The 25,586-nt window shown below is 40.1% G+C and carries 14 protein-coding genes and 1 pseudogene; 6 read left to right on the top strand and 9 right to left on the bottom strand.

Annotated elements, in window-relative coordinates:
• Window positions 1-59: 59 nt before the first annotated feature.
• On the top strand, window positions 60-707 hold the full coding sequence (locus HGR01_RS14905) for a DUF3318 domain-containing protein (protein ID WP_045870324.1): 648 nt from the start codon (window positions 60-62) through the stop codon (window positions 705-707).
• A 45-nt stretch (window positions 708-752) separates the two neighbouring features.
• Here the strand turns inward: HGR01_RS14905 and HGR01_RS14910 are convergent, their stop codons facing one another.
• On the bottom strand, window positions 753-1,550 hold the full coding sequence (locus HGR01_RS14910) for a 7-carboxy-7-deazaguanine synthase QueE (RefSeq protein WP_045870323.1): 798 nt from the start codon (window positions 1,548-1,550) through the stop codon (window positions 753-755).
• Between the two features lie 221 nt (window positions 1,551-1,771).
• On the opposite strand from HGR01_RS14910, the gene HGR01_RS14915 reads away from it, so the two are divergent.
• Window positions 1,772-2,797: an anti-sigma factor antagonist gene (locus HGR01_RS14915; RefSeq protein ID WP_081584016.1), complete on the top strand. Its 1,026-nt coding sequence runs from the start codon at window positions 1,772-1,774 to the stop codon at window positions 2,795-2,797.
• A gap of 240 nt (window positions 2,798-3,037) precedes the next feature.
• Here HGR01_RS14915 and HGR01_RS14920 read toward each other — a convergent pair whose 3' ends face one another.
• The 4 genes from HGR01_RS14920 to mrdA (HGR01_RS14935) all read right to left on the bottom strand — a co-directional run bounded on the left by HGR01_RS14920 (window position 3,038) and on the right by mrdA (HGR01_RS14935) (window position 10,312).
• Entirely contained in the window at window positions 3,038-4,495 is a 1,458-nt protein-coding gene (locus tag HGR01_RS14920; RefSeq protein ID WP_045870321.1) for an AAA-like domain-containing protein, read from the bottom strand.
• Between the two features lie 195 nt (window positions 4,496-4,690).
• A complete protein-coding gene (locus HGR01_RS14925; protein ID WP_052335185.1) occupies window positions 4,691-5,617 on the bottom strand; it encodes a THxN family PEP-CTERM protein in 927 nt (308 codons plus the stop codon).
• An 869-nt stretch (window positions 5,618-6,486) separates the two neighbouring features.
• On the bottom strand, window positions 6,487-8,304 hold the full coding sequence (gene mrdA, locus HGR01_RS14930) for a penicillin-binding protein 2 (RefSeq protein WP_045870320.1): 1,818 nt from the start codon (window positions 8,302-8,304) through the stop codon (window positions 6,487-6,489).
• A 169-nt stretch (window positions 8,305-8,473) separates the two neighbouring features.
• Window positions 8,474-10,312, bottom strand: coding sequence for a penicillin-binding protein 2 (gene mrdA, locus HGR01_RS14935; RefSeq protein ID WP_045870319.1), 1,839 nt, complete (start codon window positions 10,310-10,312; stop codon window positions 8,474-8,476).
• A gap of 211 nt (window positions 10,313-10,523) precedes the next feature.
• On the opposite strand from mrdA (HGR01_RS14935), the gene HGR01_RS14940 reads away from it, so the two are divergent.
• From HGR01_RS14940 to HGR01_RS14955, 4 genes are all read left to right on the top strand, one after another.
• Window positions 10,524-11,651 (top strand): ABC transporter ATP-binding protein, encoded by a 1,128-nt coding sequence (locus HGR01_RS14940; RefSeq protein ID WP_045870318.1) that lies wholly within the window; start codon window positions 10,524-10,526, stop codon window positions 11,649-11,651.
• A gap of 71 nt (window positions 11,652-11,722) precedes the next feature.
• Entirely contained in the window at window positions 11,723-12,103 is a 381-nt protein-coding gene (locus tag HGR01_RS14945) for a four helix bundle protein (protein WP_045870317.1), read from the top strand.
• Window positions 12,104-12,127: 24 nt separating this feature from the next.
• Window positions 12,128-13,213: an ABC transporter substrate-binding protein gene (locus HGR01_RS14950; protein WP_045870527.1), complete on the top strand. Its 1,086-nt coding sequence runs from the start codon at window positions 12,128-12,130 to the stop codon at window positions 13,211-13,213.
• A gap of 42 nt (window positions 13,214-13,255) precedes the next feature.
• A complete protein-coding gene (locus HGR01_RS14955; RefSeq protein WP_096621586.1) occupies window positions 13,256-14,137 on the top strand; it encodes an ABC transporter permease in 882 nt (293 codons plus the stop codon).
• 13 nt (window positions 14,138-14,150) lie between these two features.
• Here the strand turns inward: HGR01_RS14955 and HGR01_RS14960 are convergent, their stop codons facing one another.
• From HGR01_RS14960 to HGR01_RS14975, 4 genes and pseudogenes are all read right to left on the bottom strand, one after another.
• Window positions 14,151-17,510 carry a response regulator gene (locus HGR01_RS14960; protein ID WP_155539222.1) on the bottom strand — a complete coding sequence of 1,120 codons (3,360 nt, stop codon included), beginning with the start codon at window positions 17,508-17,510 and terminating at the stop codon, window positions 14,151-14,153.
• A gap of 208 nt (window positions 17,511-17,718) precedes the next feature.
• A pseudogene (locus HGR01_RS14965) lies at window positions 17,719-17,817 on the bottom strand (transposase); the annotation flags it as partial.
• A gap of 625 nt (window positions 17,818-18,442) precedes the next feature.
• The gene (locus HGR01_RS14970; protein ID WP_045870315.1) at window positions 18,443-22,030 is read right to left on the bottom strand and encodes a hybrid sensor histidine kinase/response regulator; all 3,588 of its coding nucleotides are present in this window, start codon (window positions 22,028-22,030) and stop codon (window positions 18,443-18,445) included.
• Window positions 22,031-22,171: 141 nt separating this feature from the next.
• A complete protein-coding gene (locus HGR01_RS14975; RefSeq protein ID WP_045870314.1) occupies window positions 22,172-25,489 on the bottom strand; it encodes a GAF domain-containing protein in 3,318 nt (1,105 codons plus the stop codon).
• Window positions 25,490-25,586 lie beyond the last annotated feature (97 nt).

The following is a 25,586-nucleotide window of genomic DNA, read 5'->3' on the forward strand; positions in this document are numbered from 1 at the left end:
TAGCTATACTCCAAAGTGATACCCTCACTATATACTGAATTTTTCTAGGGCTGGATTTTATGACATCCTATGCAACCTCCTCTGCCAAGGCGGAAATGAGTGAACTTCGGCGGTTGAAAAGCTTACTACCACCAGAATTGCAGAGCTGGGTCACGGTAGAAGGCACAACTGAGGTCAATCCACCCCTGATCCGTAGCGAAGAAATTGGTAAAGACCAGGTAGAAATCCAAATTGACCTGGTGAAATGGGATAACCTCGCGATGGATCAGCGTAATCTGCTGTTTTGGCACGAAGTCGCTCGCATTCAAAATGACACAATTCCCAAAGATGGTTGGGAAATGGCAGCACTGGCTATCGGTTTAGGTGGTGCTGTAGGTGAGTTGTGGGTACAGGATGGATTGTTACTAGTTTTAGCCTTAGCACTTTGTGGCGTATCTGGCTGGCGACTATACCAAAAAAATAACGGTGAAAAGCAACTAAAAGAATTATTAGATGCTGACGAAAAAGCGATCGCACTTGCAACTCGCTTTGGTTATAGCCTCCCCAACGCCTATAAAAGTCTAGGTAGCGCTTTAAAAACTTTAATAGACAATACTCCTAGCAAACGCCAACGCTCTAGATATGAAGCACGCCTTTCTGCCCTCAAACGCAGTGCCAATAAAGCAAAAGCTAAATCTAGACCAGTAGATGAGAGTGTTGATTACTAAGTGCTAAGTGCTGAGTCAAGAAATCAACTCAGCACTCAGCATAGTTTACAGTTGATTCAACATTTTATGGGTTTGAGGCACGACACGAACGTGCTTTAACCACTGCTTCATTAAAGCTTGCCACTGCAAAACCTGGTCGGGAGTAGGCGCAAGTATAGTTTTTGCTGTAGATTTTTCGGACACTGGCAAAGGTGTCACAGGTTGTAAGAACACTGGGATATCAGGACTAACATCTGCTACCAACAAAGCTGAACGTTCTAACTCAGTTGGGTCTGTCTGTTGGGAAATAATTATCTTGACAAAAATGTTTAAATGTGAATCATAAGATAATTTCAGACATTGCCCATGTTCTTGCCAATAGCTTTCACCGCTGACGCTAGGTAATTTTAAATCCATACCTACAGAGTCGAGGTAGGGCAAAATCATTGCCAACTGTTCTGGACGATGACCTCCAGTTTCTAAATATATAGGCAGATTGGTAAGCGATCGCACTTGCGGTAGAAATAGCTCTAAAAATGGTGCATGAAGCAAGGGTTCGCCACCCGTTAAGCTAATGCTATCGTGTATAGACGGTTGATTTTGCCGTTCGATCCATTCTAATAAAATGGGCACTGGGATAGGGTTAGAGTGCTCTTCAAAGTCTCGTAATCCAGGGGTTCGCTCTATCCTACAAGTAGAAGGTGCATTCCAAGTATGGGCGCTATCGCAAAAGTGACAGCGTAAGTCACACAAAGCAAAGCGAATAAAAATCTGACGTGTCCCGACATTCAGTCCTTCCCCTTGAATAGCAGAAAAGACCTCAATCAGGCGTGCAGTAGGTTTAACCGTAGTTTTAGCAGTCATGGGATGATTAAAAAAAGCGATCGCGCTGCGTCGTCACAAAAGCAAGTAAGTTTTTTGGCTCTTGTTCTATTGTGAATCGTCGCTAGCCATCTCTAATCTCACCCTAAAGAACTTGCAATTAGTCCTGATTCCTACTAATTCAAGATGAGGTTAGAGAATATCTACGTCAAAATTAATGATTGATAGCTTACATTTAGACGGCAACGACAGTGCAAAGCTTCATAACTAGCCAACCCAAAGCGGTCGATTTCCTGGTGACTTCCCTAAATGACATGGCTGTAGTCCAGGTACCCAACCGATTGAGTGTGCTTGAGGCCGTAGGCTTTAAGCAAATCTGCCAAGAGTTAACCCTGGAACATTCTCATATAAAACAAATCATTATTGACTTTCACCAAACTACTTTTATGGATAGCAGTGGTTTAGGTGCTCTAGTCAGTAATTTTAAAACTGCTCAGGAAAAGAGCATCGCCATTATATTGCGAAATGTGACACCTCAGGTAATGGCAGTTCTTAACCTTACAGGTTTGGATCAAGTTTTTTCCATTGAATCTCTCAGCAGTTTATCACCGCATGGACAAAGCCACATTGCGGAAAACCAAAAGTTTTCTGCTCGTAAGGTTGAGCCGCTACCTACTACTCATCCTTCTGTGGCATCTTGGATGAAACGGTTGATCGACATTGTTGGAGCACTGGTAGGCTTGGTAATTACAGGAGTCTTGTTAATTCCCATTACAATTGCTATTCAAATTGACGATCCCGGCCCCCTTTTCTTTAAACAAACTCGCTGTGGGTGGATGGGTAAACGTTTTGGAATTTGGAAATTCCGTTCCATGTGTGTGGATGCAGAAGCCAAAAAATCTCAAGTCCAAAACCAAGCGCAAGGAGCTTTCTTTAAGAATGATAGCGATCCTAGAGTCACGCGGGTAGGGCGCTTTTTACGGCGAACTAGTCTAGATGAATTACCGCAATTCTGGAATGTTCTTAAAGGAGACATGAGTTTAGTTGGTACTAGACCTCCAACTCCTGACGAAGTAGAACGTTATGAAGTACCTGAGTGGCAGCGCTTAGATGTAAAACCAGGCATGACTGGTGAATGGCAAGTAAACGGACGGTCTAAAGTACGTAGTTTTGAAGATGTAATCCGCCTGGATTTGCAGTATCAAAAAAATTGGAGTTTACTGTATGATTTCAAGCTAATTTTCAAAACTTTAGCCATTCTATTTCATAGAAATAGTGGTGCAGTTTAGTCAATTACCTTGATTTTTAGTCTGTTGGTAATTTATAACTTCCAAAATTAATTATTGCTAATGCCCAAGCCAATACTTGTCGGTTAAGGGGAAAAGGAGAAGGGTAAAAGGGGCAAGAAAAAACCTTTAACCCTTACCCTTTCACCTTTTCCCCAAACCAAATTCCGAGTTGAAAATCCTTAACCGAGCAGTATTGATGCCCAAGCTACTTGTGAGCTTGGGTATCACTTTATCAAATAACTATCGACCAAAGTATCGTTGATATAAATCGCAACTAATCATCACCTGATTATTTCGCATATTTACCAACCCCATACTATGTAGCTTAAAAGCCTGTACTGGCTCTAACTCTATTGGTGCTTTTGCCTTTAGTACTTGCTCAAAAGCTGCTGCAAGGTCGGGATGCTGTTGTAAATACCATAAGAGTTGGTGAAGATATTCGCTATAAATTCCTGTATCGGAAGCTGCAGTTTGCATCAATTCTTCCCAAGTTAAATCTTGGTGTGCTAGATGGTAAAAAGCCACACGTAGCAAATAAGGATGACCAGCTACCAGCCACATAAGTTCAGCTAAATGACCTATTGAAATATTAAGTTGATGACGCTGTGCTAAATCTTGTACTTGCTCCCAGTTAAATGAGCGTATCTGCACTGAAAAACCAACCTGAAAGGGAAATTTAGCAATACTTAATGGAATATATAATTCTGTAGATTTACTTACTATTAGTCGGAGTTTTTGCCATATTTCACTATCTTTAGCTTCCTCATGCCAAGAACGCAATAAACATAAAAAGTCCTGAGCAATTTCAGGATATTCAAAAATCTCATTGACTTCATCTAAAGCCAATACTAGAGGATTGTCTATTTGTGGCAGCAGGTATTCTTGTAAATAAAATGTACAGTTTGCTTTACTACCCAAATCTTTATCCCAATAATCATCTAGCTTATTTTTGAGCTTGAGTTTATGGGTAATATTGGCACACAGCCAACGCAATACTTTATTTAAATCAGTCAAAATTTTATTATCTGCTTGTAAAAGATTCAAGCTGACAGTTTGATAACCTACGGTAGCAGCATGAGCCAGAATCCTAACCATAAAAGAGGTTTTACCCATTTGTCTTGGAGCTTTAATTTGAATTAAAGACCCTGGATTAGTAATCTCCTGATAGCATCTAAGTTCATTAGGTATTCGCTCAATATAAAAAGCAGAAGTTAAAGGTACATAGCCTTTTGGTAATTCTAACTCTACTGTATTTTGATAATTTTCGTTGATTAATTTTGTAGGCGCAGACAGTGGATTAGTATGGTTTTTAAATGCAGTATTGGCAATTGTTTGTGGATTAACATACTGTACTTGTCCAGTATAATAAGGCTCTAGTCGCTTTCTCAAGCTTTCAATTAAATTTTGGCTTCTAGTAGAAGTTTGATTTGCTCGTCGCCTTTCAATTACAGCATGAATATTAGTTTTATTAACTTTTTCCCCTAGTACTTCCGATAGCAGTTTCCATAATTGCGGGGCTACAGTTTGCTTAATATAACTAGCAGAATATTGAAATTCTTCGGCAATCTGGTTATAAGTTTTTCTTTGACCATCCCAAGATTCTTGCAAGACTGCTTTTTGAATATCCGTTAGAGATTTTCCTGTCTTGGCATAAATTAGTTGTTCGACGAATTGTAATCCTCCCTGGATATCTTTCATAGTGACTTAAGGTGAAGGGCAATTAGAATAATTTATGCTAATGTATCCGCAGATTTACTGGATAAAAATCGCTATTATATTATTCCCAGTTTTTAGCTAACTTAGCCAAGAAGCCTCAAATAAAAAATTGCTGTCTCTTACTCGTAAGAAACAGCAGTGACAATAACAGGTTGGCAATAACTAAAAGTTATGAAATTATACTTTGGCTGTTGCTTTAACTCGTTGTTTTTGATTCAGCATAGAACTAGCAGCTAAAGCACCAAAGGCAACTACACCTAAAGCAGAACTAGACTCAGGAACTCTTTTTGGTGGAACAGCAGCAATCTTAGCGTAAAGGAAAGCTGAGTTACTACCACCTTCTTGTGAAATGAAATTAGTTACAGGAGTGCTATTAGCAGTTGCACTGAATCCTACCAGCTGTAAAGTATAGTCTACGCCAGCAATACTAAAGGTGTTGAAGTTCTTTGGAGTAGAGAAGGTAATTTTATCAGCGCAGCCCTGACTGTTGCTCCCATAAGCGCATACGCCAGAGTTTAGCGTTTCGTCGATATTAAAGCTAAAGTTAAAAGCCTGTGATGCTATAGGCAAATCACTAAAGTTTAAGTTGAGGCCAAGGTCTACTTTTGAGGCGGCTGTTCCATTATTGATCGCATTGTTATAGTGTGTCAGAGTACCAATTTGAAATACTTGATTGAGATTGAAGGTTAAGTCACTAGTGCCTTGAAATCCTAATCCACTTTGACCATTTTTTCCCTCTCCCCAACGGACTTGATTTTCTATAGTAGTTGTAGATGTTACACCTATTGGATTGCTGGAATTAGATATAGAACTTATATCTGGGGTGGTAATGTCTGTAGTGATTCTACCTGTTGTAGCATCTGTTGTAACTGTTGTAACTGTTGTACTTGTTGTTGTTGTTTTACTTCTTCTACCTTGTGTAGTTGTATTTGTTGTATTTGTGGTAACTTTTTGATATTTGATGTTAGTTCCGCCAACAGGTTTACTCCAGGTACCAGAAGAACTTGTTAGGGATAAGGCGTTAGCTGAAGAAGCAAACAATCCTAGCGCTGTAGTAGCAGTAATCGCAACGGAGAATTTTGTCAGGAAATTTAAGGTTGCCATAGAACTAAATTATTTACAGAAAGTGAAGGTGAATAGTGGAGATGCTTGCTTACAAGATTTGCTGGTTGTTATAGCTTTGTGTAATAGACCTTGTAGCAACCCAAAAATAGCTGACCCTGACTGGTAAAAATTAACTGAAAATTTGTGAACCCCAATTAAGGTTAAGAGAGCCGTATTGTTAACAGATAGGTTTCAATAGCCAGCCTGTAATTTTTAGAGGATGTTTTTAGAAACCCGCCTATAGGTTTAGATGAATTGTATTTGCGGTGGAAACATCATAGATAATCTTTGGTTGAGTATTTATCAGACAAACTTTGCTAAACAATATTTTTGTGAACCAAGAATTTGAATACTTGCTCTCAGTATCTCAACGGATAAACAAAGGGTAAATATATAAATGTTCGTAACTTGGTATAGAGCAATAAATAAGAGTTGTATTTACCAAGTCTTTAATCGAGCTATTACTAACTTTTTATAGCTCTTAAAAAAATAATTGACAATTTTTATTGTATGTGCATTAAATCCATGTATTCATACAAGAGCAAAAATGTCAATATATATAAGTTATTATCTTTGTCCTTAGATAACATCCCTGATAACGATAACAGCAAGCTAGCTTGCGATCAGGCTCCGGGAATGTGTTTACGCACTGATACATGAAGGGTGCGATCGCCTGAATAGTTCTTTAGGAAACCTACTGCGAACAGAAGTAGGAAGTCAGTTAAACGCTGTTTGAGTCTAGAATTTCCGCAATTAAAGAATGGGGAGTATGTTAAAGACATAAACCATGATCACATATCTTAACGACTGTAGCTATTTGGTATTTGGGGTTTGGTGTTTTCCCTATTACCAATTACCCAATCCCCTATTCACATTTTAGTTACTACTTTTTGATACTTCCCCGGATACTTCCGGTGGAAATATTCTTCCATAATTTCTACAATCATTGGGGCAGCAACGCTACCGCCACCGCCACCGGAATGTTCAGCAAAGGCTACTATTAATAACTCTGGCTTATCGGCTGGGGCATAAGCACCAAACCAAGCGTGATTTTGTTTGACACCACGTTTCCAGGCTTCGGCTGTACCACTCTTACCAGCTACAGGGGGAAGTGTTGGTTTATTTAAAGCTTTACCCGTACCGTCAGATATCACTTTCCGCAAACTTTCGCGGAGTATTTTAATAGTTTCTGACTTCATATTTAACGATGAACGCCAGGTTTTTGCTTCCTCATTGTCCTTGAGTAAATGAGGTTGGACGCGATCGCCACCATTAGCAGGTACAGCAAACATCACTGCCACTTGCAGAGGTGTCGTTTGTAAAGCACCTTGACCAATGGACATATTGATGCTGTCACCTACAGTCCAAGGCATTTTCCAGACTTTCTGCTTCCATGTCTCATCGGGAACTAAACCTTTAGTTTCTTCGGAAGCAAACTCAAACCCAGTTTTTTCGCCAAATCCATATTTACGAGTCCACTCAATCAAAGTCGGGCCGCCAACTGCTTTACCAATTTGATAAAAGAAGGTATCACTACTCCACTGCATTGCACCGACAAAACCCAAAGGCCCGAATCCGGCGTGATTCCATTCACCAAAGGTAGTGCCGCCAATAGTCAAGGAACCATAGGTTTGAAGCACGGTATTTGCAGAAAATTTACCAGATTCCAAACCCGCAGTTGTCGTGACAATTTTGAAGGTACTGGCAGGGGGAAAGGCGCTGAGGGCGCGATTGACTAGGGGATGTTCTGCACCCTGCAAAGTTTCCCAGTCTTTTTGGGAGACTTTTTGTTTAGAAAAAATATTGGGATCGAAAGTAGGGTGAGACACCATTGCTAAAACAGCACCATTTTTAGGATCGAGGGCTACGATCGCACCATTGCGATTACCTAAAGCTTTTTCTGCTGTTTTTTGCATTGCCAAATCGATAGTTAAGTGCAAATCTTTACCAGCTTTTGCCTGTTTTTCTCCCAAAACCCGTAGTGGACGACCAGCACCATCTACTTCTATCTGCTGACCACCCCATTCGCCTCTAAGTATCTTCTCATAAGCTTTTTCGACTCCCATTTGCCCAATTACGTCGCCTAATTGATAGCCTTCTTTTTTCTTGTCTTTTAACTGTTCGGCTGTCAATTCGCGAGTATAGCCCAGCACATGAGCCACATCCTTACCCTCTGGGTAATAACGTACCGCATCCAGATGTATTTCTACCTCTGATAGTTCATTCTGATATTCCTTCAATGCGGTAATTTCTGCTTCGCTTAAATCACGGGCAATTCTGATCAGCGAGGAAGAGTTTCTACCCGCATCTTGTAGTTGTTTTTCTAGATCTGCTACAGGAATTTCCAAAATTTGAGATAGACGTGCACCCACAACTGGCCAGGAAGGTTTAGTGTGAGCCATTGGCCACAAATATACAGAACGAGAATAGCGAGTACTAGCTAAGAGTTTGCCGTTACGGTCGAAGATATTACCCCGTTCTGGCTGTTTAGGAATCATCCGAATCCGGTTTGATTCAGCTCGTTTGCGGTGATTTGCTCCCTCAACAATTTGCAAGTACGCCAAACGCACACCTATGAAACTTGTCATCAAGAGCGTAAAAATAATTAGAAATGTGGGTTGAAAGTTTTGACCGACTGTACGTGTATTTTTGCCATTTCCCAGTGGACTTGGTTGCAATAATGCCATAGGACGAATGAGTACTGCAAAATTAATATTTATTATCTATACAATTATGCTGCTTTAAAGTTCAGTATTTTATAAGATTTTAGGGATAGGGGGGAATGGGTAATTGGTAATTGGTAATTGATATTGTTGATTTCTCCCTCATCTCTCCAATGCCACATGCCCAAATAATTTAGTCGCCAGTGCTACCGCCATTGTGATTGCCTTCAGACACTGGTTTTTGATATTTGCCAGGATACTTATGCTGAAAATAGGCTTCTAGCACTTGTAAAGCCATAGGGCCGCAAACAGTACCACCATGATCGCCAGAGTTTTCACCAAAGCCTACTACCACAATTTCTGGCTTATCGCTGGGTGCATAGGCTCCAAACCAAGTGTGATTTGGGCGACCAACACCTGCTTCGGCTGTACCACTTTTTCCTGATGCAGGGGCAATTGTCGGCACGTCTAAGCGTTTCCCTGTACCTTCACTTACTACCTTCCGCAAGCCGTCACGTAGTACTTTGATGGTGCTGGGTTTCATATTTAATGACACCCGCCAGCTTTTTGCTTCCTCGTGGTCTTTGAGCAAATGCGGCTTCACGCGATATCCGCCATTAGCTGGGACAGAAAACATAATTGCTGATTGTAGTGGTGTCACCTGCAAAGCACCTTGACCAATTGACATATTGATGGTGTCACCTACAGTCCAAGGCATTTTCCACGCTTTCTGCTTCCATTTTTCATCAGGTACTAAACCTTTAGATTCTTCATCAGGAAATTCAATTCCAGTTTTTTGACCAAAGCCATATTTGCGACTCCATGCAATCAAATCCGGGCCGCCAACTCTTCTGCCAACTTGATAAAAGAAGGTATCACTACTCATAGCCAGAGCGCGAGGAAATCCCAAGGGGCCAAATCCGGCGTGATTCCATTCTCCGAAGGTTACTCCTCCTACAGTTAAGGAACCAAAGGTTTGTAATACGGTATCTGGTGAAAACTTACCTGTTTCTAAACCAGCTGAGGCGGTAATAATTTTGAAGGTACTGGCTGGCGGAAAAGCACTCAAGGCACGATTCACTAAGGGATGATCTTTACCTTGGACACTTTCCCAATCTTTTTGAGACAGTTTTTGTTTGGAGAAAATATTGGGGTCAAAGGTGGGATGAGAAGCCATTGCTAAGACCGCACCATTATTAGGGTCTATGGCAACAACAGCACCTTGATATTTGCCTAAAGCTTGGTCTGCGGCTTTTTGCAAATTGATATCTATGGTCAAATGTAAATCGTTACCCGCCTTCGCTTGTTTTTCTCCTAAAACCCGAATCGGACGACCAGCACCATCTACTTCTACCTGCTGACCACCCCATTCACCCCGGAGAATTTTTTCGTAGGCTTTTTCGACCCCCATTTGCCCAATCACATCTCCCAAACGATAGCCTTCCTGCTTCCTCTTTTCTAGCTGTTCGGGAGTTAATTCTCTGGTATAACCCAGCACATGGGCTAATGCTAGTCCCTCTGGGTAATAACGCACCGCTTCTGTATTAATTTCTACCCCGGGTAGTTCATTAGCATACTCTTTCAAAGCCGTAATTTCTGCTTCGCTAATATCACGAGCAATACGGACGAGCGAAGAAGAATTAGCACCTGCCAGTTTGAGCTTCTTTTCCATCTCATCCTGGCTAGTGTTGAGAATTTTTTCCAATCTGGGCGCGACAATCGGCCATGAAGGCTTGGTATGAGCCATTGGCCACAAATACACAGAATGGGGATAGCGCGTACTAGCCAACAATTTACCATTACGGTCGAAAATATTCCCCCGTTCCGGTTGTTTAGGAATCATACGAATGCGGTTAGATTCTGCTCGCTGTCGCAGTTTTGGCCCTTCGACAATTTGCAAATATGCTAACCGAGCATCAATCCCAGCAGTCATAATCAGCGTAAATATAATTAAAAATACTGATTGAAAACCACGGCCAACTGTCCGTGTATCTTTTTTGCTACCTGGTAGAGCCGATGGGATAAAATCCATAAGAAAAAATTAAGATTAAGAAATTAGTATTACTTGTATACACAACCCTAAAGGCTGGGACTCAGTATAAAACGCCAAATAGTTAGGAAATTATCTTCCAGAACAATTGTTTTTCACGGATACAATTAAACCAAAGTGCCAGGGGTAGTTTGGTTAAAAGACTACATTATTGGGCACAATTGCGTAAGATCATGGCATTTTACTAAGGATTATGGCTCAAACTGTGACGCAGAATCAGAGGGAAATGATGGCTTTGCAGCCGCTTGATGTTGAGCTGCGTAATGTATTCAAGTTTTTTCACCAGGAACCAGCAGTCAATGGCGTAGATTTGGAAGTCAGACAAGGGGAATTTTTTAGTATCCTTGGGCCTTCTGGTTGTGGAAAAACAACTATATTACGTTTGATTGCTGGGTTTGAAACAGCGGATGCCGGTAAGGTACTGATTCAGGGTCAGCCTATGACTAATGTCCCGCCTTACCGCCGACCTGTCAATACGGTATTTCAAAGTTACGCATTGTTCAATCACCTGAATGTGTGGGATAACATTGCCTTTGGACTGCGATTGAAAAAACTCCGCAAGTCAGACATCGATCATCGAGTCAAAGAAGCTTTAAAACTAGTGAAAATGGAAAGTTTGCGATCGCGCTTTCCTAATCAACTTTCGGGTGGTCAACAGCAAAGAGTAGCTTTAGCCAGGGCTTTAGTCAACCGTCCATCCGTGGTGTTGCTAGATGAACCCCTAGGCGCATTAGATTTAAAGCTGCGTAAGGAAATGCAGGTTGAGTTATTAAATTTACACCAAGAACTGCAGTTGACCTTTATCATGGTCACCCACGACCAAGAGGAAGCGCTTTCGTTGAGCGATCGCATTGCGGTGATCAATCAAGGGAAAATAGAGCAAGTTGGTACTCCCAGCCAAATTTATGAATTTCCTCGCACAACTTTTGTGGCTGATTTCATTGGGGATACTAATTTATTCAGTGGTGAAATTGCGGCTTTTGATGCTACTAATCTCCAAATTGAAACTAAAACTGGGCTAACAATTGTTGTCGCTCGCCGTGAAGAAACGCTGACTGAAATATCGCAAACAGTAGTCGTTTGTGTGCGTCCCGAAAAAATTCAGTTATCACTTTATCCACCAAATTTACCCCATAACTGCTTTGAAGGGCGACTAATCAACGTCATGTATTTAGGTACTCACGTTAATTATGTTGTGGAATTAATTAACGGTATTACTATCAATGTTTTACAACCCAATACCTTTGGTAGCTTACCCGATCCCAATACACCTATATATGCTTGGTGGGAAGAAAGTGATTGTTTAGCTATTAGAGAATAGTTATTGGTCATTTGTCATTTATTCTTGGCTGATGACATAGCAATTAATCTCAATAAATTGAAATTTGAGAAATGACAGCAAAGCGTTTCCAAGATTTACAGGTTTATCAATTATCAGAAAAATTAGCAGATGACATCTGGAAAATAGTTGGTGAATGGGATTTATTCGACAAAGAGACAATTGGTAAACAAATTGTCCGTTCAGCAGATAGTATTGGAGCAAATATAGCAGAAGGTTCAGGGAGAGGCAGTTTTCAAGACAATAAACGTTTTATCAAGATAGCTAGAGGCTCTTTAAATGAAACCCAACATTGGTTAAGAAGAGCTTATATGCGAAATCTCTTAAGTAGCGAACAGATAAATTCCATTCAAATAATTCTGAATGAATTAGCCCCAAAACTAAACTCCTATCTCAACTCAATTGGCAATATCCCAAAAACAAATGACCAATGACAAATGACAAATGACAAACCCCCAATGATAAACAGACGCAAATTTCTCCAATCAATAGCAGCATTTTCTAGCTTATCTTTAACTGGATGTGGCTGGCGGTTAGCTGATGTCCGCGCTAATGCGAAAACTTCTGCTCAACGTGACCAATTATATCTTTATACTTGGACGCAATATACTGATAGCCAATTACTCAAAACTTTTAGCTCCCAAACTGGCATGAAAGTATTAGCTGACTTTTATGATTCTAATGATGTTATGTTAGCTAAATTGCAAGCGGGAGGAGGTGGTGCTTACAGTATTATCTATCCATCTGATTACATGGTACAAAAGATGGTAAAAAAAGGCTTATTAATAGAAATAGATCATCAACGCTTAATTGGCTTAGAAAATTTATTCCCGCGTTTTCAAAATCCTAGCTATGACCAAAATAATCGCTACAGTATTCCTTTTAATTGGGGGACAACTGGCTTAGTTTATAATTCCGAAATTATTAAAGATGAACCACAAGATTGGGATTATCTTTGGCAAAATCAAGATAAATTGCAAAAACGCATGACCTTGCTGAATGATGTGCGTGAGGTGATGGGTGCGGTTTTGCGGATGCTAGGCTATTCCTACAATTCTAAAGATGAAAATCAAATTAAACAAGCTTATGAAAAATTGAAAGTCCTAAAACCTGCAATTACTGCCTTTGACACTGAAGCTTGGCAAAATCAAATTCTCGCAGGAGATTTGGTATTAGCAATGTGTTACTCAGCAGATGCACTGCGAGTCACTAAAGAAAACCCCAAGTTGAAATATGTAATTCCTCGCAGTGGTTCTTCCTTATGGACTGATACAATTGTAATTCCTCAAGTCGCTCCTAATCAAGATGGTGCCTATGCTTGGATTAATTTTATTTTACAGCCAGAGGTAGCTGCCCAAATGAGCCAACATTTGAATATTTCTACTCCTAATAGTGCCGGATTTGAGCAGTTACCTGCAAAACAACAACAAAATAATACTTTATTCCCACCAGAGTCAATTTTAGAAAAATGTGAACGCATTACGCCTTTAGGAGACTTTGAAGAAGTTTATGAGCGTTACTGGACTCAGTTAACTAGTAGTTAAAAGTTTGGAATTTTTACTTCGATATCTATTGTGTCTAATCAAATGCTGTCTGAGCAAAAAAAACTAAAAGTGCGTCATCTAAATTTTAGTTGGCTCCAACCGTTTATATTGTTGGCACCATCTGGTATTTGGTTAATCCTGTTATTAGTATTACCAACATTAATAATTTTGGAGTTGAGTTTAGTACCGAATATCCGACCAGGAGATTTAGTCAATCCTAGTGGTTTGCAAAACTATCTGAGAATACTCGACCCTCTTTATTTGCATGTAATTATCCGTTCAGTAATTTTGGCGGCTAGTACAACAATTATTTGTTTAATATTTAGCTTGCCAGTAGCTTATTGGATTGCTCAACTTGCCCCAAAACGCTGGCGCAATCTCTTATTATTAACCTTTATTTTACCTTTGTGGACTTCTTCTTTACTCCGTTCCTACGCTTGGATTACAATTCTGCGTCCTACGGGTTTATTAAATAGTTTATTAAAAATATTTCATTTACCAGCTTTAGACGTACTTAACCAAATTCCTGCTGTATTGGTAGGAATGAGTTATAGTTTATTGCCTTATATGGTGTTAATTTTATATGCTTCTTTGGAAAAATTAGATATCCGCTTACTAGAAGCAGCCGCAGATTTAGGAGCAAATCCTAGGCAGGTATTTTGGAAAGTTACAGTACCACAAATTTTGCCGGGAATTACTGCAGGTTCAATGTTAGTTTTCATCACCGGATTAGGAGATTTTATTAACCCAGAATTACTAGGTGGTGCTTCTAGTATGACAGCAGCAAGATTAGTTTATAACCAGTTTCTCGGCGCTACCCAAAATTGGGGCTTTGGTTCCGCTTTGAGTATGACATTAATTTTGCTGGTGAGTATTGCGATCGCACTTTTAATTAAGTTTGGTGAAGCGACACCCCAGAGGTAATCTCAATTAAAAATTAATTTCTCTCTCGCAATAACTCCAGTACGATCGCAATTACACTCTTGGAATCGATTGGCTTGGCAATATGGCGCTGAAATCCAGCTTTTATCGCCTCCTCTTTATCGCTTTCGCTGGCATAGGCTGTTAAAGCAATGGCTGGAATTGGTGGCTTTTGTTGTTTGGCTTGCAAATTGCGAATATGGCGGATAAGCGTATAACCGTCTATCTCAGGCATTCCAATATCGCTGAGAAGAATATCTGGTTGAAATTGCTCTAATTCTTGCCAAGCATCGGTTGCTGAAGCTATTGCTCTGACAATGGCACCGTTTTCTTGTAGGAGAAACGCTAGCAACTCTCGCGTATCTGCATTATCATCCACAACTAAGGTACGAATGCCAGCGAGGGGTAGCTGGGGGAGGGGTAAACCATGAGATGGTTGTATTTGCTCATTGCTGTTTTCCTCTTGGAGCAATGGTAGCTGAATGATAAAGCAAGCACCTTTGCCTTCACCGGAGCTATCTGCCCAAATTGTACCGCCATGCAGTTCTACAATTTGTCGGGCGATCGCTAATCCTAACCCCAATCCGCCAAACTGACGGGTGGTGGAACCATCTTCTTGGCGAAAATACTCGAATACATGGGGCAAAAACTCTGGATTAATACCTTTACCTGTGTCAATCACTTGAATTTGCGCTTGGAAATTTACTTGTGTGAGTTTAACTTCCACTCGTCCGCCAATGGGTGTAAATTTGACGGCGTTAGAAAGCAGATTCCACACTGCTTGCTGTAATCGCGCTGCATCACCAGAAACTTTGCTCACCTCTGGATCTAAACTGACTACCATGTGAATGGATTTGGCCTCAGCCGCTAGGCGCACAGTTTCTAAGGCGGCGGTAATCACAAAAACTAAACTTACAGGAGCCGCCTTGAGCGTCAGCTTACCCCGCATAATTCGGGAAATATCGAGTAAATCTTCAATCAGTTGGGCTTGCAATTTCGCATTGCGCTCGATTGTCGCTAAAGCTTGCGCTGTCCTCGCTTCATCCATTTTGCGTCCTTGCAGCAATTGTACCCAGCCCAAAATCGGATTCAGGGGCGATCGCAATTCATGGGACAATACCGCTAAAAATTCATCTTTAATGCGGTTGGCGCGTTCGGCTTCTTCCCTGGCTAATTTCTCGTGAGCAAGTGCTTTGGCGCGTTCTTGTTCCAGTTGTTTTTGATCGTCAATATCTGTCGCTGTTCCAAACCATTTAATTACTTGGTCGCTTTCATTTTTCAGAGGTACAGCTTGGTGTAAATGCCAGCAATATACGCCATCAAAGCGCCGAATCCTACCTTCTGCTTGATAATGACTGCCATATTGTTGCGCCAGCGCCCATTGTTCACCCAAAATCGCTATATCGTCAGGATGAACGATACCTTCCCAGCCGTAAATTTTTGCTTGTGCCAGTGTCAAACCTGTGAAATTTGACCAGCGTTGATTAACATCAAGTAACGTTCCCTCGCCATTAGCTGTCCATACCAATTGCGGGATTAATTCTGCCAAATAGCGATAGCGTTCTTCGCTTTGCCGCAATGCTAATTCTGCCTTTCTGCGGTCAGCGAGTTCTGTTTGTGCTTGTTGATACAAAACTGCTTGCTGAATCGCGATCGCCACTTGCCTGGCTAATTGCTGGAGTAATTCTATCTCGGATGTTTGCCAAGGGTGAGGTGCAGCGCAGTGATGGGCAATTAGCAATCCCCATAAATGATCTCCTTGCAAAATCGGCACCACCAAATTGGCTCTTACTTGAAACTGAGCTAGTAGTTCGATATGGCATTCTTGAAAACCTGCGGTATAAATATCTGCGATCGCCAGCACTCGCCCTTGCTGGTAGAGATTGGTATAGCTGCTATCAAAGCAGGGATCGGTAATTGTTGATGCCAGAATTGCCGTCCACTCAGCACCAACTGATTCTGATACCACTGTTCCTGATGAGTCTGCATTGATGCGGAAAATCAGCACGCGATCGCAGTCGAGTACTTGTCTAGTGAGATGTGCTGTGGTGTGCAGAATCTCATCCAAATTGAGGGATTGATGAATTTGCTGGGTAATTTGGGCAACTAAGCGTTCTCGCTCAAACTGCTGCTGACGTTCCACCTCTACCTGTTTGCGATCGCTAATATCTTGCGCCGTTCCCGCTATTTGTACAGGTTGACCATTTTCTTGATAAAAAACTCGGCCCCAACAACCCAACCACCGCACACGACCATCGGGCATTAGTATCCGGTATTCTACTTGATAGTCACTACCCGTAGCCAATGCACGATTGAGGATTTCAACTACTGGATGGCGATCGTCAGGATGGATGCGTTTTTCCCAAGCATTATATGTTCCCTCAAAACTACCGGGAGACATACTATACAAACGCTCTAAATGCTCAGACCAAACAACTTTACCCGTCTGAATATTCCACTCCCAAATTCCCTGGCGAGATGCTTCCAACGCTAAATGCAGGCGGACTTCGCTTTGTTGTAGCCTCATGCGTAACTGCGCTTTGTTAATCGCGCAGCCCACGGTAAATTGTAAATCATCCGCCGTCATCCGGCCTTTAATCAGGTAATCCTCAGCTCCTGCTTTGAGAATTTGGACTGCGATCGCTTCGTTACCTTGTCCAGTCACCACAATTACTGGTGGTGAGTTACCGTTGCTTTGATGTTTGAGAGTTTCTAAAAATTCCACGCCTTCAAAATCTGGCAGTCGGTAGTCCAACAACACTACATCAGGCTGGTAACGTTGGCAAATTTCTAAAGCTTCTTCTCCAGTTTCTGCTTCTAAAATTTTGTAATTTTGTTCCGAGTCTCGCCGCAGATAACGTTGATAAATTACTCTGTCTTCCGCACAATCTTCCACTATCAAAATAGTATGCTGTGCCTGTTCTGCTGGTATTGCTAATACAGCAGTTGGTTGATTATCTGAGCGCTTCTGTGAGGTAATGTCAGAAAAGGTAGTAACTACAGCCCAAGGACTTGGATTATTTACCTGAAACAACGGCTGGGCATCAATTTTAATCCAAATTAGCTCACCATTAGGATGATAAATACCCATCACCACTCCAACAACTGGTTGAGCCGTTTGCAATACTACTTTGACTGGATGGTTGACGCTGTCAAAGGGCGATCCGCCTTCGTGAATAGCTGAACAGAGACTTTCAACAGAAGATTTACCCTGCATCTGCTCCAAAGTCAATCCTAAAATTCTTTCAGCCGCAGCATTACAAGCTTGAATCTTACCATCAGCCAAATAAAATACCATTCCTGCTTCTGAACTGGCAGAAATTACAGGCTGAGGTAGAAAATCTCCATTAACTCTCTCTGGCACCTGGGACACCACTTGTCTTCCTCCTGAAAAATACTAGTACAGTGCAGCGCCAATAACTAACCAGATTTTCCTGACTTACCCAAGGTTGCCGCCATAAATCAATACTATCCTCACGGAGAAATTAATAAGTTATATGATTAATCATCTATCAAAATGCTCGATAGGTTTTTATTACTTAACAGTTATTGACCGAAAATAATGGGATACAAGCCTTGTCCTTTTATGACAACTTTTCTTGATTTTTAATATACTCTTTTAAGACTTCTAGCGGCGCACCTCCTACAGAAATAGCAAAATAGCTATGACTCCATAAAGCTTTGCGCTTTTATTTTTGATAGTAGGATGGGTTAAGACTCTGTCCTAACCCATCCAATCCTTTAATTGAGTTTTACTATTGCTGGAGCGAGATTAAGATCCCCGACTTTTTCAAAAAGTCAGGGATCTGAGCAACAACTTGAGTGCTAAAGCTAAAATATTACAATAACTTTTCTGGTGGGGTGAACATCTTGCCCGCCTGGAAGGGTGAGACACCCTTCCCACAAGAGTTTTTTCCATGCATTATTTTAGCCTTGCCACGCCACTACATAGTACTAAGATTTTTTCAGAAATTACAGCAGATTCGATGTTTATGAGGTACAGCAACTAATTGAAAAAAGTCATGAGTAATAAGTAGTGAGTAATAAGTAAATGTCCCAATACTTGTCGGTTAAGGGGAAAAGGGGCAAGAAAAAACCTTTACCCCTTAACCTTTCACCTTTTCCCCAAACCAAATTCCGAGTTGAAAATTTTTAACCGAGCAGTATTGGTAAATGTCCTACTCATTACTCATTACTCATTACTCATTACTCATTACTCATTACTCATTACTCATTACTCATTACTCATTACTCATGATGTACCTCACTTACTTCAAAAGTGCTGTAAATCGGATTGCTATATATTACTTACCTCATCATTAACTTATTAGATTTATCCTGGCTTTTGTTACTTACATCTTCCACAATCGAAATCAAAGTTTCTTCTAAATATGGCTTAGTTAAGTAAGCTGTTGCCCCTAAAGCTTGAGCAAGTTGGCGATGTTTCTCTGCACTACGCGAAGTTAGAATTACTATAGGTAAATCTGAGAAATTTGGGCTTTGACGGATATTCGATAAAAGCTCAAAACCATTCATGCGAGGCATTTCTAAATCAGAAATTACTACTTTTATTTCTGGATGTCTTTGTAATTGTTCTAGCGCTTCCACACCATTTTGTGCTTGTAATATTTGATAACCAGATTTTTGTAATGTTAAAGAAATAGTTTGTCGCAAACTAATAGCATCATCAACTACTAAAAGCACAGCCGATGACTTGGGATTAACTAATGTAAGTTGGTTGACTTGGGTTGGTGTTGTATTGCTGACAGGAGAAGCGGCTAATAAAGGTGTAGAGTTAGTATTAACGCTTGATAGACTTAAAGCTGCTTTATTTGCCAAATAAGTAGGTGATGGAGTACTACTTTCTAGGGTTGCTTGCATTTCATCAGACTCTAAAAGCAGCGTTGGATCGATGACTAAGATGAGAGTACCATTAGCTAAACTACTACAACCATAAATATATTTTGGGGGAGCGATCGCATTTCCTAAAGGTCTAATTACTAGCTCTTGTTCGCCGATAATTTGGTCAACTTCTAAGCCAAACATTTCTTGATTGTGCCGCAGTAATAACACAGGTTCTTGAGTAATCCCTGTATCATAAGCAGTTTGGGTATTGTTCAGATTAACATTATTCAGTAATGGCCCGTGATAATACATCAACTCAGAAATGCGGCTGATGCTAACCATACGCTGCTCTTGGTCTGTGTTGTAATACAGTACTTTTCTGCCATCAAATTCTTTAATTTGTTGCTCTGAAGGAATTAAGATTTTTTCGAGGTTATCTAACAGTAAGGCATAGAAAATACCATCTGCTTGCACCAGCATTAATTTATCTGTAGTCATAGAAAAAGGAACTTTAAGTATAAATTTTGTGCCTTGGTTAGGAAATGATTTCACCGAGATTGAGCCATTAAGTGCGTGTAATTGCAATCGCACAATATCTAAACCCATACCTCTGCCAGAAATTTCATTTACCTGTTCGGCGGTAGAAAATCCTGGTGCAAACATCAAATCGAGAATTTCTGATTCAGTCGGGTTATAAACATCAGCTAATAGATTTACTTCAATAGCTTTTTGGCGAATTTTTTCTAAATTTATACCTTGACCATCATCCCTAACTTCAATTACAGTTTGGCTACCTTGATGATATGCAGAAATTTCGATGACAGCTTGTTCTGGTTTACCAAGAGATTGGCGAACTTGTGGCGTTTCAATACCGTGATCGAATGCATTACGTACTAAATGTAATAGTGGATCGTAGAGTTTTTCTGCGATCGCCTTATCTACTAGTACATCAGTACCGCTTAGTTTAAAGTCTACCAGTTTGGCATAAACATTCCCCATTTTTTTTACCATTTGCGGGAATCGATTCATGATATTGCCTAACGGTGACATCCTGGCTTCCACTAAGTTATCGATAATATTCAGCGTTAATCTCTGCTTTTTCTCGCTCAGTTGATTAGCTTGTGTCAGTAATAAATCTAAAGATTCAGTAATTTCTTGTAATTGCAGAGCTTCTTCCATAGCCTCATGCAATGTCATCTGAAATTCTGTATAGACATCCATTTCTAAAGCATCAAATTTCACAGGTGCAAAATTTTGTTGATGCTGTAATACAGCAGTTTGCATCTGTAATGGTAAATCACCTAGTTGACCTAAGATGCTTTGCTGTTTATTTAGTCTCTGTACTAACTGGTCAATAATTTCTCTAACTTGTTCATCTTGTAACATCCGCTGTTTTTGCTTAATTAATAGTTCTCCAGCTAAGTAATTAAGGCGTTGTAATCCATCTGTATCTACTCGCACAAAAGAATGTTGACGTGAATTCTTTTGGACATTAGCAGAAATTTTATCTTCTATTTCTTGATGAATATCAACAGTGGCAGTTGTCATATCTGAAACTATTGGTTCCTGTACAGCTAAGGAAGTAATTATGACTGTTTCAGGTACAGTTTGGGTAATTTCTGGGCTTTCTGAAGTCTCTACAATTTCATAAGTTGAATTTAAACTAACTTCTCCTCCCCAAATTTTTTCAAGTAAATTATCAGCCTCTGTCGTCGGAGAAGCTATTTCTTTAAAGACTAATAGTTGTTGTAGCTTAGGACTATCCAGCCAATTTTTTTCTTGATTGGTGACCGGAGGATATTTTTTATATACTTGAGCTAATTTACCAATTTGCTGTTGTAATGTGGAAACTATAGATTTATCACCATTCACTTGCTGTTCTGAATCATAAAATCTGACGACAGCGAGAATAATTGTGAATATCACACCTTGGCGATAAAGTTGAAGACTTTGGCTATCTTCTGCCTCTTGGATAAAATCTAAAAATTGACTTAACCAATGTTCAATATAAGTAAGTAATTCTTCATCTGCAGGTGCTACTAGCAAAGACAAACTCAAGTCTTCTTGAGGAATTTGTCGATAATGATTAAACCAGCCAAAAATATAGCGAATAACTTGAATATAAAACTTAGCTTGTGCTGGAGTTAGCGGTTGATTTTTGAGATTACCAGATGTAATTAAAAATTTATATAACTGCTTAATTTGAGTTTGTAAATCTTTAGTTGAAATAGGTATATTTGTAACTGTATTTGACTCATTTGTGGCTATATTAGCTAAACTTTGTAAAGCTAAACTAGGTTCTCCCCCAGAAGTGCGATCGCCAGCTAATACAGCTGCTTGTGCCTGCTGTAAATTAGCAAGAGCAGCTTCAGCAATGTGATATGCTTGCTCCGGTTTAGCTGTCAGTGCTGCCAGAATCGTTTGAGCGATCGCGCCAAAACCAGGTAAGTTTAAAGATTCTGCTAAACCAATAAATATCTCTGCTTGCTCTCGCAGCAAATTAGCAATTTCTGTAATATCAATATTGCTATTTAAAGCTTCTGTAATACTTTCTATGCGTTGTTGTACTCCTACTTCAAAGATAGATTGCACAATATCAAATCCTAGTTCTGCTGAAGTGGGAATATGTGCTTCACCACCGAAAGCATCGCCTAATTTTTCTTGTAGATGTACAAATACAGAAGCTGCTCGCTGTAGCAGTTCCTCAGTATTGATATCACAACCTGTTAGTTCTGCGGTAAGTGCTAAATTTAAACATTCATAGGCTTGCAATATCAGTGTTTGTAATTGAGAATCAAGAATAACATTTGGGTTATATAAAGCATTAAATACATCTTCTAAAGAGTGGGCAATAGTTTGAATTCCTTCTAGCCCTACATTAGCAGCACCCCCTTTAATTGTATGAGTTGCCCGCATTAATTCATGGACTTTAGCTGTACTAAAATTCTCAGATAATGTATATATTTCTTGTTCAATAATTTGTAATAACTCTGGAGCTTCAGCTAAAAAATAGATGTATCCTTGTTCGCGAATATCATTATCTGTAGTCATATATTTAAATTATTTACTGTTTGGTATTTGGGGTTTAGGGGTTGGTGTTTGGGTTTTGGTGTTTGTCCCTATTCCCCATTTCCCATTACCCCTTACCCAGTCCCCAATCCCTAGTCCCCAGTCCCTAATCCCCCATTCCCATTAATTAACCTTGAACTTACTTGCAGTTGCTAATAGTTCTTTTGCCATTCCCGATAATTGTTGGAAGACAGCTGCAATTTCATGAGATTCTGCAACAGTTTTGTGGGAAATTTCTGCGACATCTTTCATACTTGAAGTTACTGTCACAGACTGAGACATTTGTTTTTGAGTGGCTTCGCTAATTCGTTGAAGTAACTGGCTAATTTCAGCTGTTGCACTCACAATAGCGTTTAAATTGTGTCGCGCATCATTGACAAGATTTGTTCCTTCGACAACTTGTTGAATACCTGTTTCCATCGCCACTGCAACTTCCCCAGTTTCTGCTTGAATTTCTTGCACTAGTTTTTCAATTTCGATAGTTGCTGCGGCTGACTGGCGAGATAAAGAACGAACTTCATCAGCTACCACTGCAAAACCTTTACCATATTCACCTGCACGGGTAGCTTCAATGGCGGCGTTCAAAGCTAGAACGTTTGTTTGGGTGGCAAAATTACTAATTAAGTTCACCACTTTCGAGATTTTTTGCGAAGATTCGCTGAGGCGTTTAATCTTTTTACTAGTTTGGGCAACAGTTTCACGAATACCTTGGATAGCTTGTACAGTCAAGTTCATCGCCGCATCACCAGACTCGACAGTTTGGTTAGCTTGTTTGACTGCAACTTGTACCAATTCAGCGTTGGATACCACAGCTTTTGTTGAATCAACCATTTGTTGAATATCATTCAAGGCTGCGGCCATTTCTTGGGATTGTTGGTTGGCTAATTGGGTAAGTCCAACTAATGATGCTTCACTAGTATCGGAAGTTTGAGCAACTTGTTGCGCTGCAGACTGTACTTGGATGACAATTTGCCGGAGTGCTTGCAAGGTATTATTGTAAGCATCAGCAATTGTACCCAGCTCATCCTCTGTAATCGGCGCACGTACTGTCAAGTTACCATTGAGAGCAGGTCTGAGTGCTGTGAGCAGTTGAATAGAACGCTGTTGTAATAATTCTTTAGCGGCTTTTTCTCTGGCGGCGGCTTCAGCTAATTGTGCCGACTGTGCTTTGACTTGTTGCAAATACTCGGTTTGTTGTAATGCTAACCCTAACTGATCGGAAGTCCGTGCTAGCAAGTTCATTTCCGATTCTTCCCAGTCACGAGGCCCAGAGTTTTGATAAACTGCTAGTAATCCCCACAGTTTTTCACCAAAGAATATTGGTACAGTTACATAAGCTCTGACTTCAAATTTCTCTAATGCTTCAATGTGGCAAACAGAATGTCCGGCAGTGTAGATATCATTTGTAGCAAAACAGTCACCTTTTTGATATTTACCAATTTGGGCGCATTCTTGTACTTGGGTATCTTTCCAGACAGTTTTTTTATCAGGCCCTACCAATTTTACCCAACCATGACTGACTGATTCAGCGACAAATTCGCCACTCCAGTCGGGGTTAAACTTATAGATACAGGCGCGATCGCATTTGAGTAATTGCCGTAAATCTTGTGTGGATGTTTTGAATATTTCTTCCACGTCTAAAGATTGGCGAACACGATCCACTAGTTTTGTTAAAGCTTTTTCTTGTTCGGCAATCTGAGCTAATTTTTCCGATTTAATTCGTACTTGATCGAAATATTCGATTTGTGATTTAGCTAAACTAAATTGCAAGCCAATTTGCTCTAAAAAGTTAATTTCCCAGTTTTTCCATTCACGAGTTTCTGAGTTTTGATAAGCTCCTAATAAGCCCCATAATTTTTCTCCTAAGAAAATAGGAACTATCATGCAGGACTTAACTTCAAACTGCTCTAGAATTTCTATATGACAAGCCGAAAATCCAGCTTGGTGAATGTCTTTGACAACTAAGTTTTCGCCTTTAGCATATCTACCGCCTTGGGTTTCTTGCAAATAGCTATCTTCCCAAACAGTATTGAGATCTGGCCCTACTAGCTTCACCCAAGGGTGACCCACTGATTCTGCAATAAACTCGCCACCCCAGTTAGCATTAAAACGATAAACTGCAACGCGATCGCAGCGCAGAGATTGGCGAACTTCTTGGGTAGTAATTTTAAAGATACTTTCTGTATCAAATGTTTGGCGAATGCGGTTGGCAATTTTAGTTAAGGTTTTTTCTTGTTCAACTATTTGTGTCAGTTGCTCATTTTTAGCTTGTACTTGTTCAAGATATTCAGCTTGGGAAATAGCAACACCAAATTGTAAGCCCATTTCTGTGAGGAAATTAACTTCCCAAGGGTGCCAATTACGCGGCCCAGAATTTTGATAAGCTGCTAATAAGCCCCATAATTTCTGTCCCGATAAAACTGGAACTATGATATAGGCTTTCATTTCAAACTGCTCTAAAATCTCAACATGACATTGAGAGTGATCGGCTTGATAAATATCGCTAACAGCTATACTTTCACCTTTGGCGTAACGTCCACCTTGGGTTTCTTGCAGGAAAGTATCTTCCCAAATAGTGTTCTTATTTGGAGAAACTAGTTTTACCCAAGCATTCCCTACAGATTCAGATACAAACTCACCACTCCAGTCGGGACGGAAGCGATATACGGCGACGCGATCGCAACGGAGGAATTGCCGGATTTCGTGAGTAGTTGTCTGAAATATTTTATCTATAGATGATAAATTGAGAATTCTATCAATAACTTTAACGATAGATTTCTGTGCTAATATTTCCTGCTGAGTTTGTTTTTCAGAAGTAAAGCTTTGGATTCTGTAGGCAATTTCTGTAGTAACTTGAGATAGTAAAGTAATTTCTACTTCTTGCCATTCTCTAGCAGCAGCACAATGATTGACTACCAGCAACCCCCAAACTCTATCGTTAACTACAATTGGTAAGCTTAAACAAGCTTGGATTTGAAATTTTTCTAAAAGTTGTTGTTGATAAGGTGTAACTTGAAGCTGCGTAATATCATTAATAACTACAGGTTCTAAATACTCTTGACTCTCATATAAACCAAAGGTAATACCTGGCAAATTTTCCCCGAGAGTTGGTGTCCAACCTCTGTTGATAGATTCTTGTAAAACAGTACCAGTCTCAGAAGTAGTAAACTGATAAATTAAGGCGCGATCGCTAATAATTTTTTCTCTAACTTGTGTAACAGTAACCTTCAATAGATTATCTAAATCTGGCGCTTGACGTAATTGGCTAGATATACCTTGTAGTTGCTGCCGCCAACTCTTAAATTCCTGAGATACTGCATTTAATAAAGCCAACTCATCCCCAGGAATACTGGCTATTTCTGGACTACCATTTTGATTTTCTAATGCTTCTTTTTTATTAGCAGCATTACTATTGGTTTGAGCACTGCCATAATATTTCATTTTACACCCCTCACTAACTTTAATTAGTAATATTTAACTACATTCAAATTGCAAGTAAAACTCTGGTAATCGCAAACATAGTACTTCGATAAACTAC

Origin of the sequence: Tolypothrix sp. PCC 7712, from assembly GCF_025860405.1 — a bacterium.
GTDB lineage: Bacteria > Cyanobacteriota > Cyanobacteriia > Cyanobacteriales > Nostocaceae > Aulosira > Aulosira diplosiphon.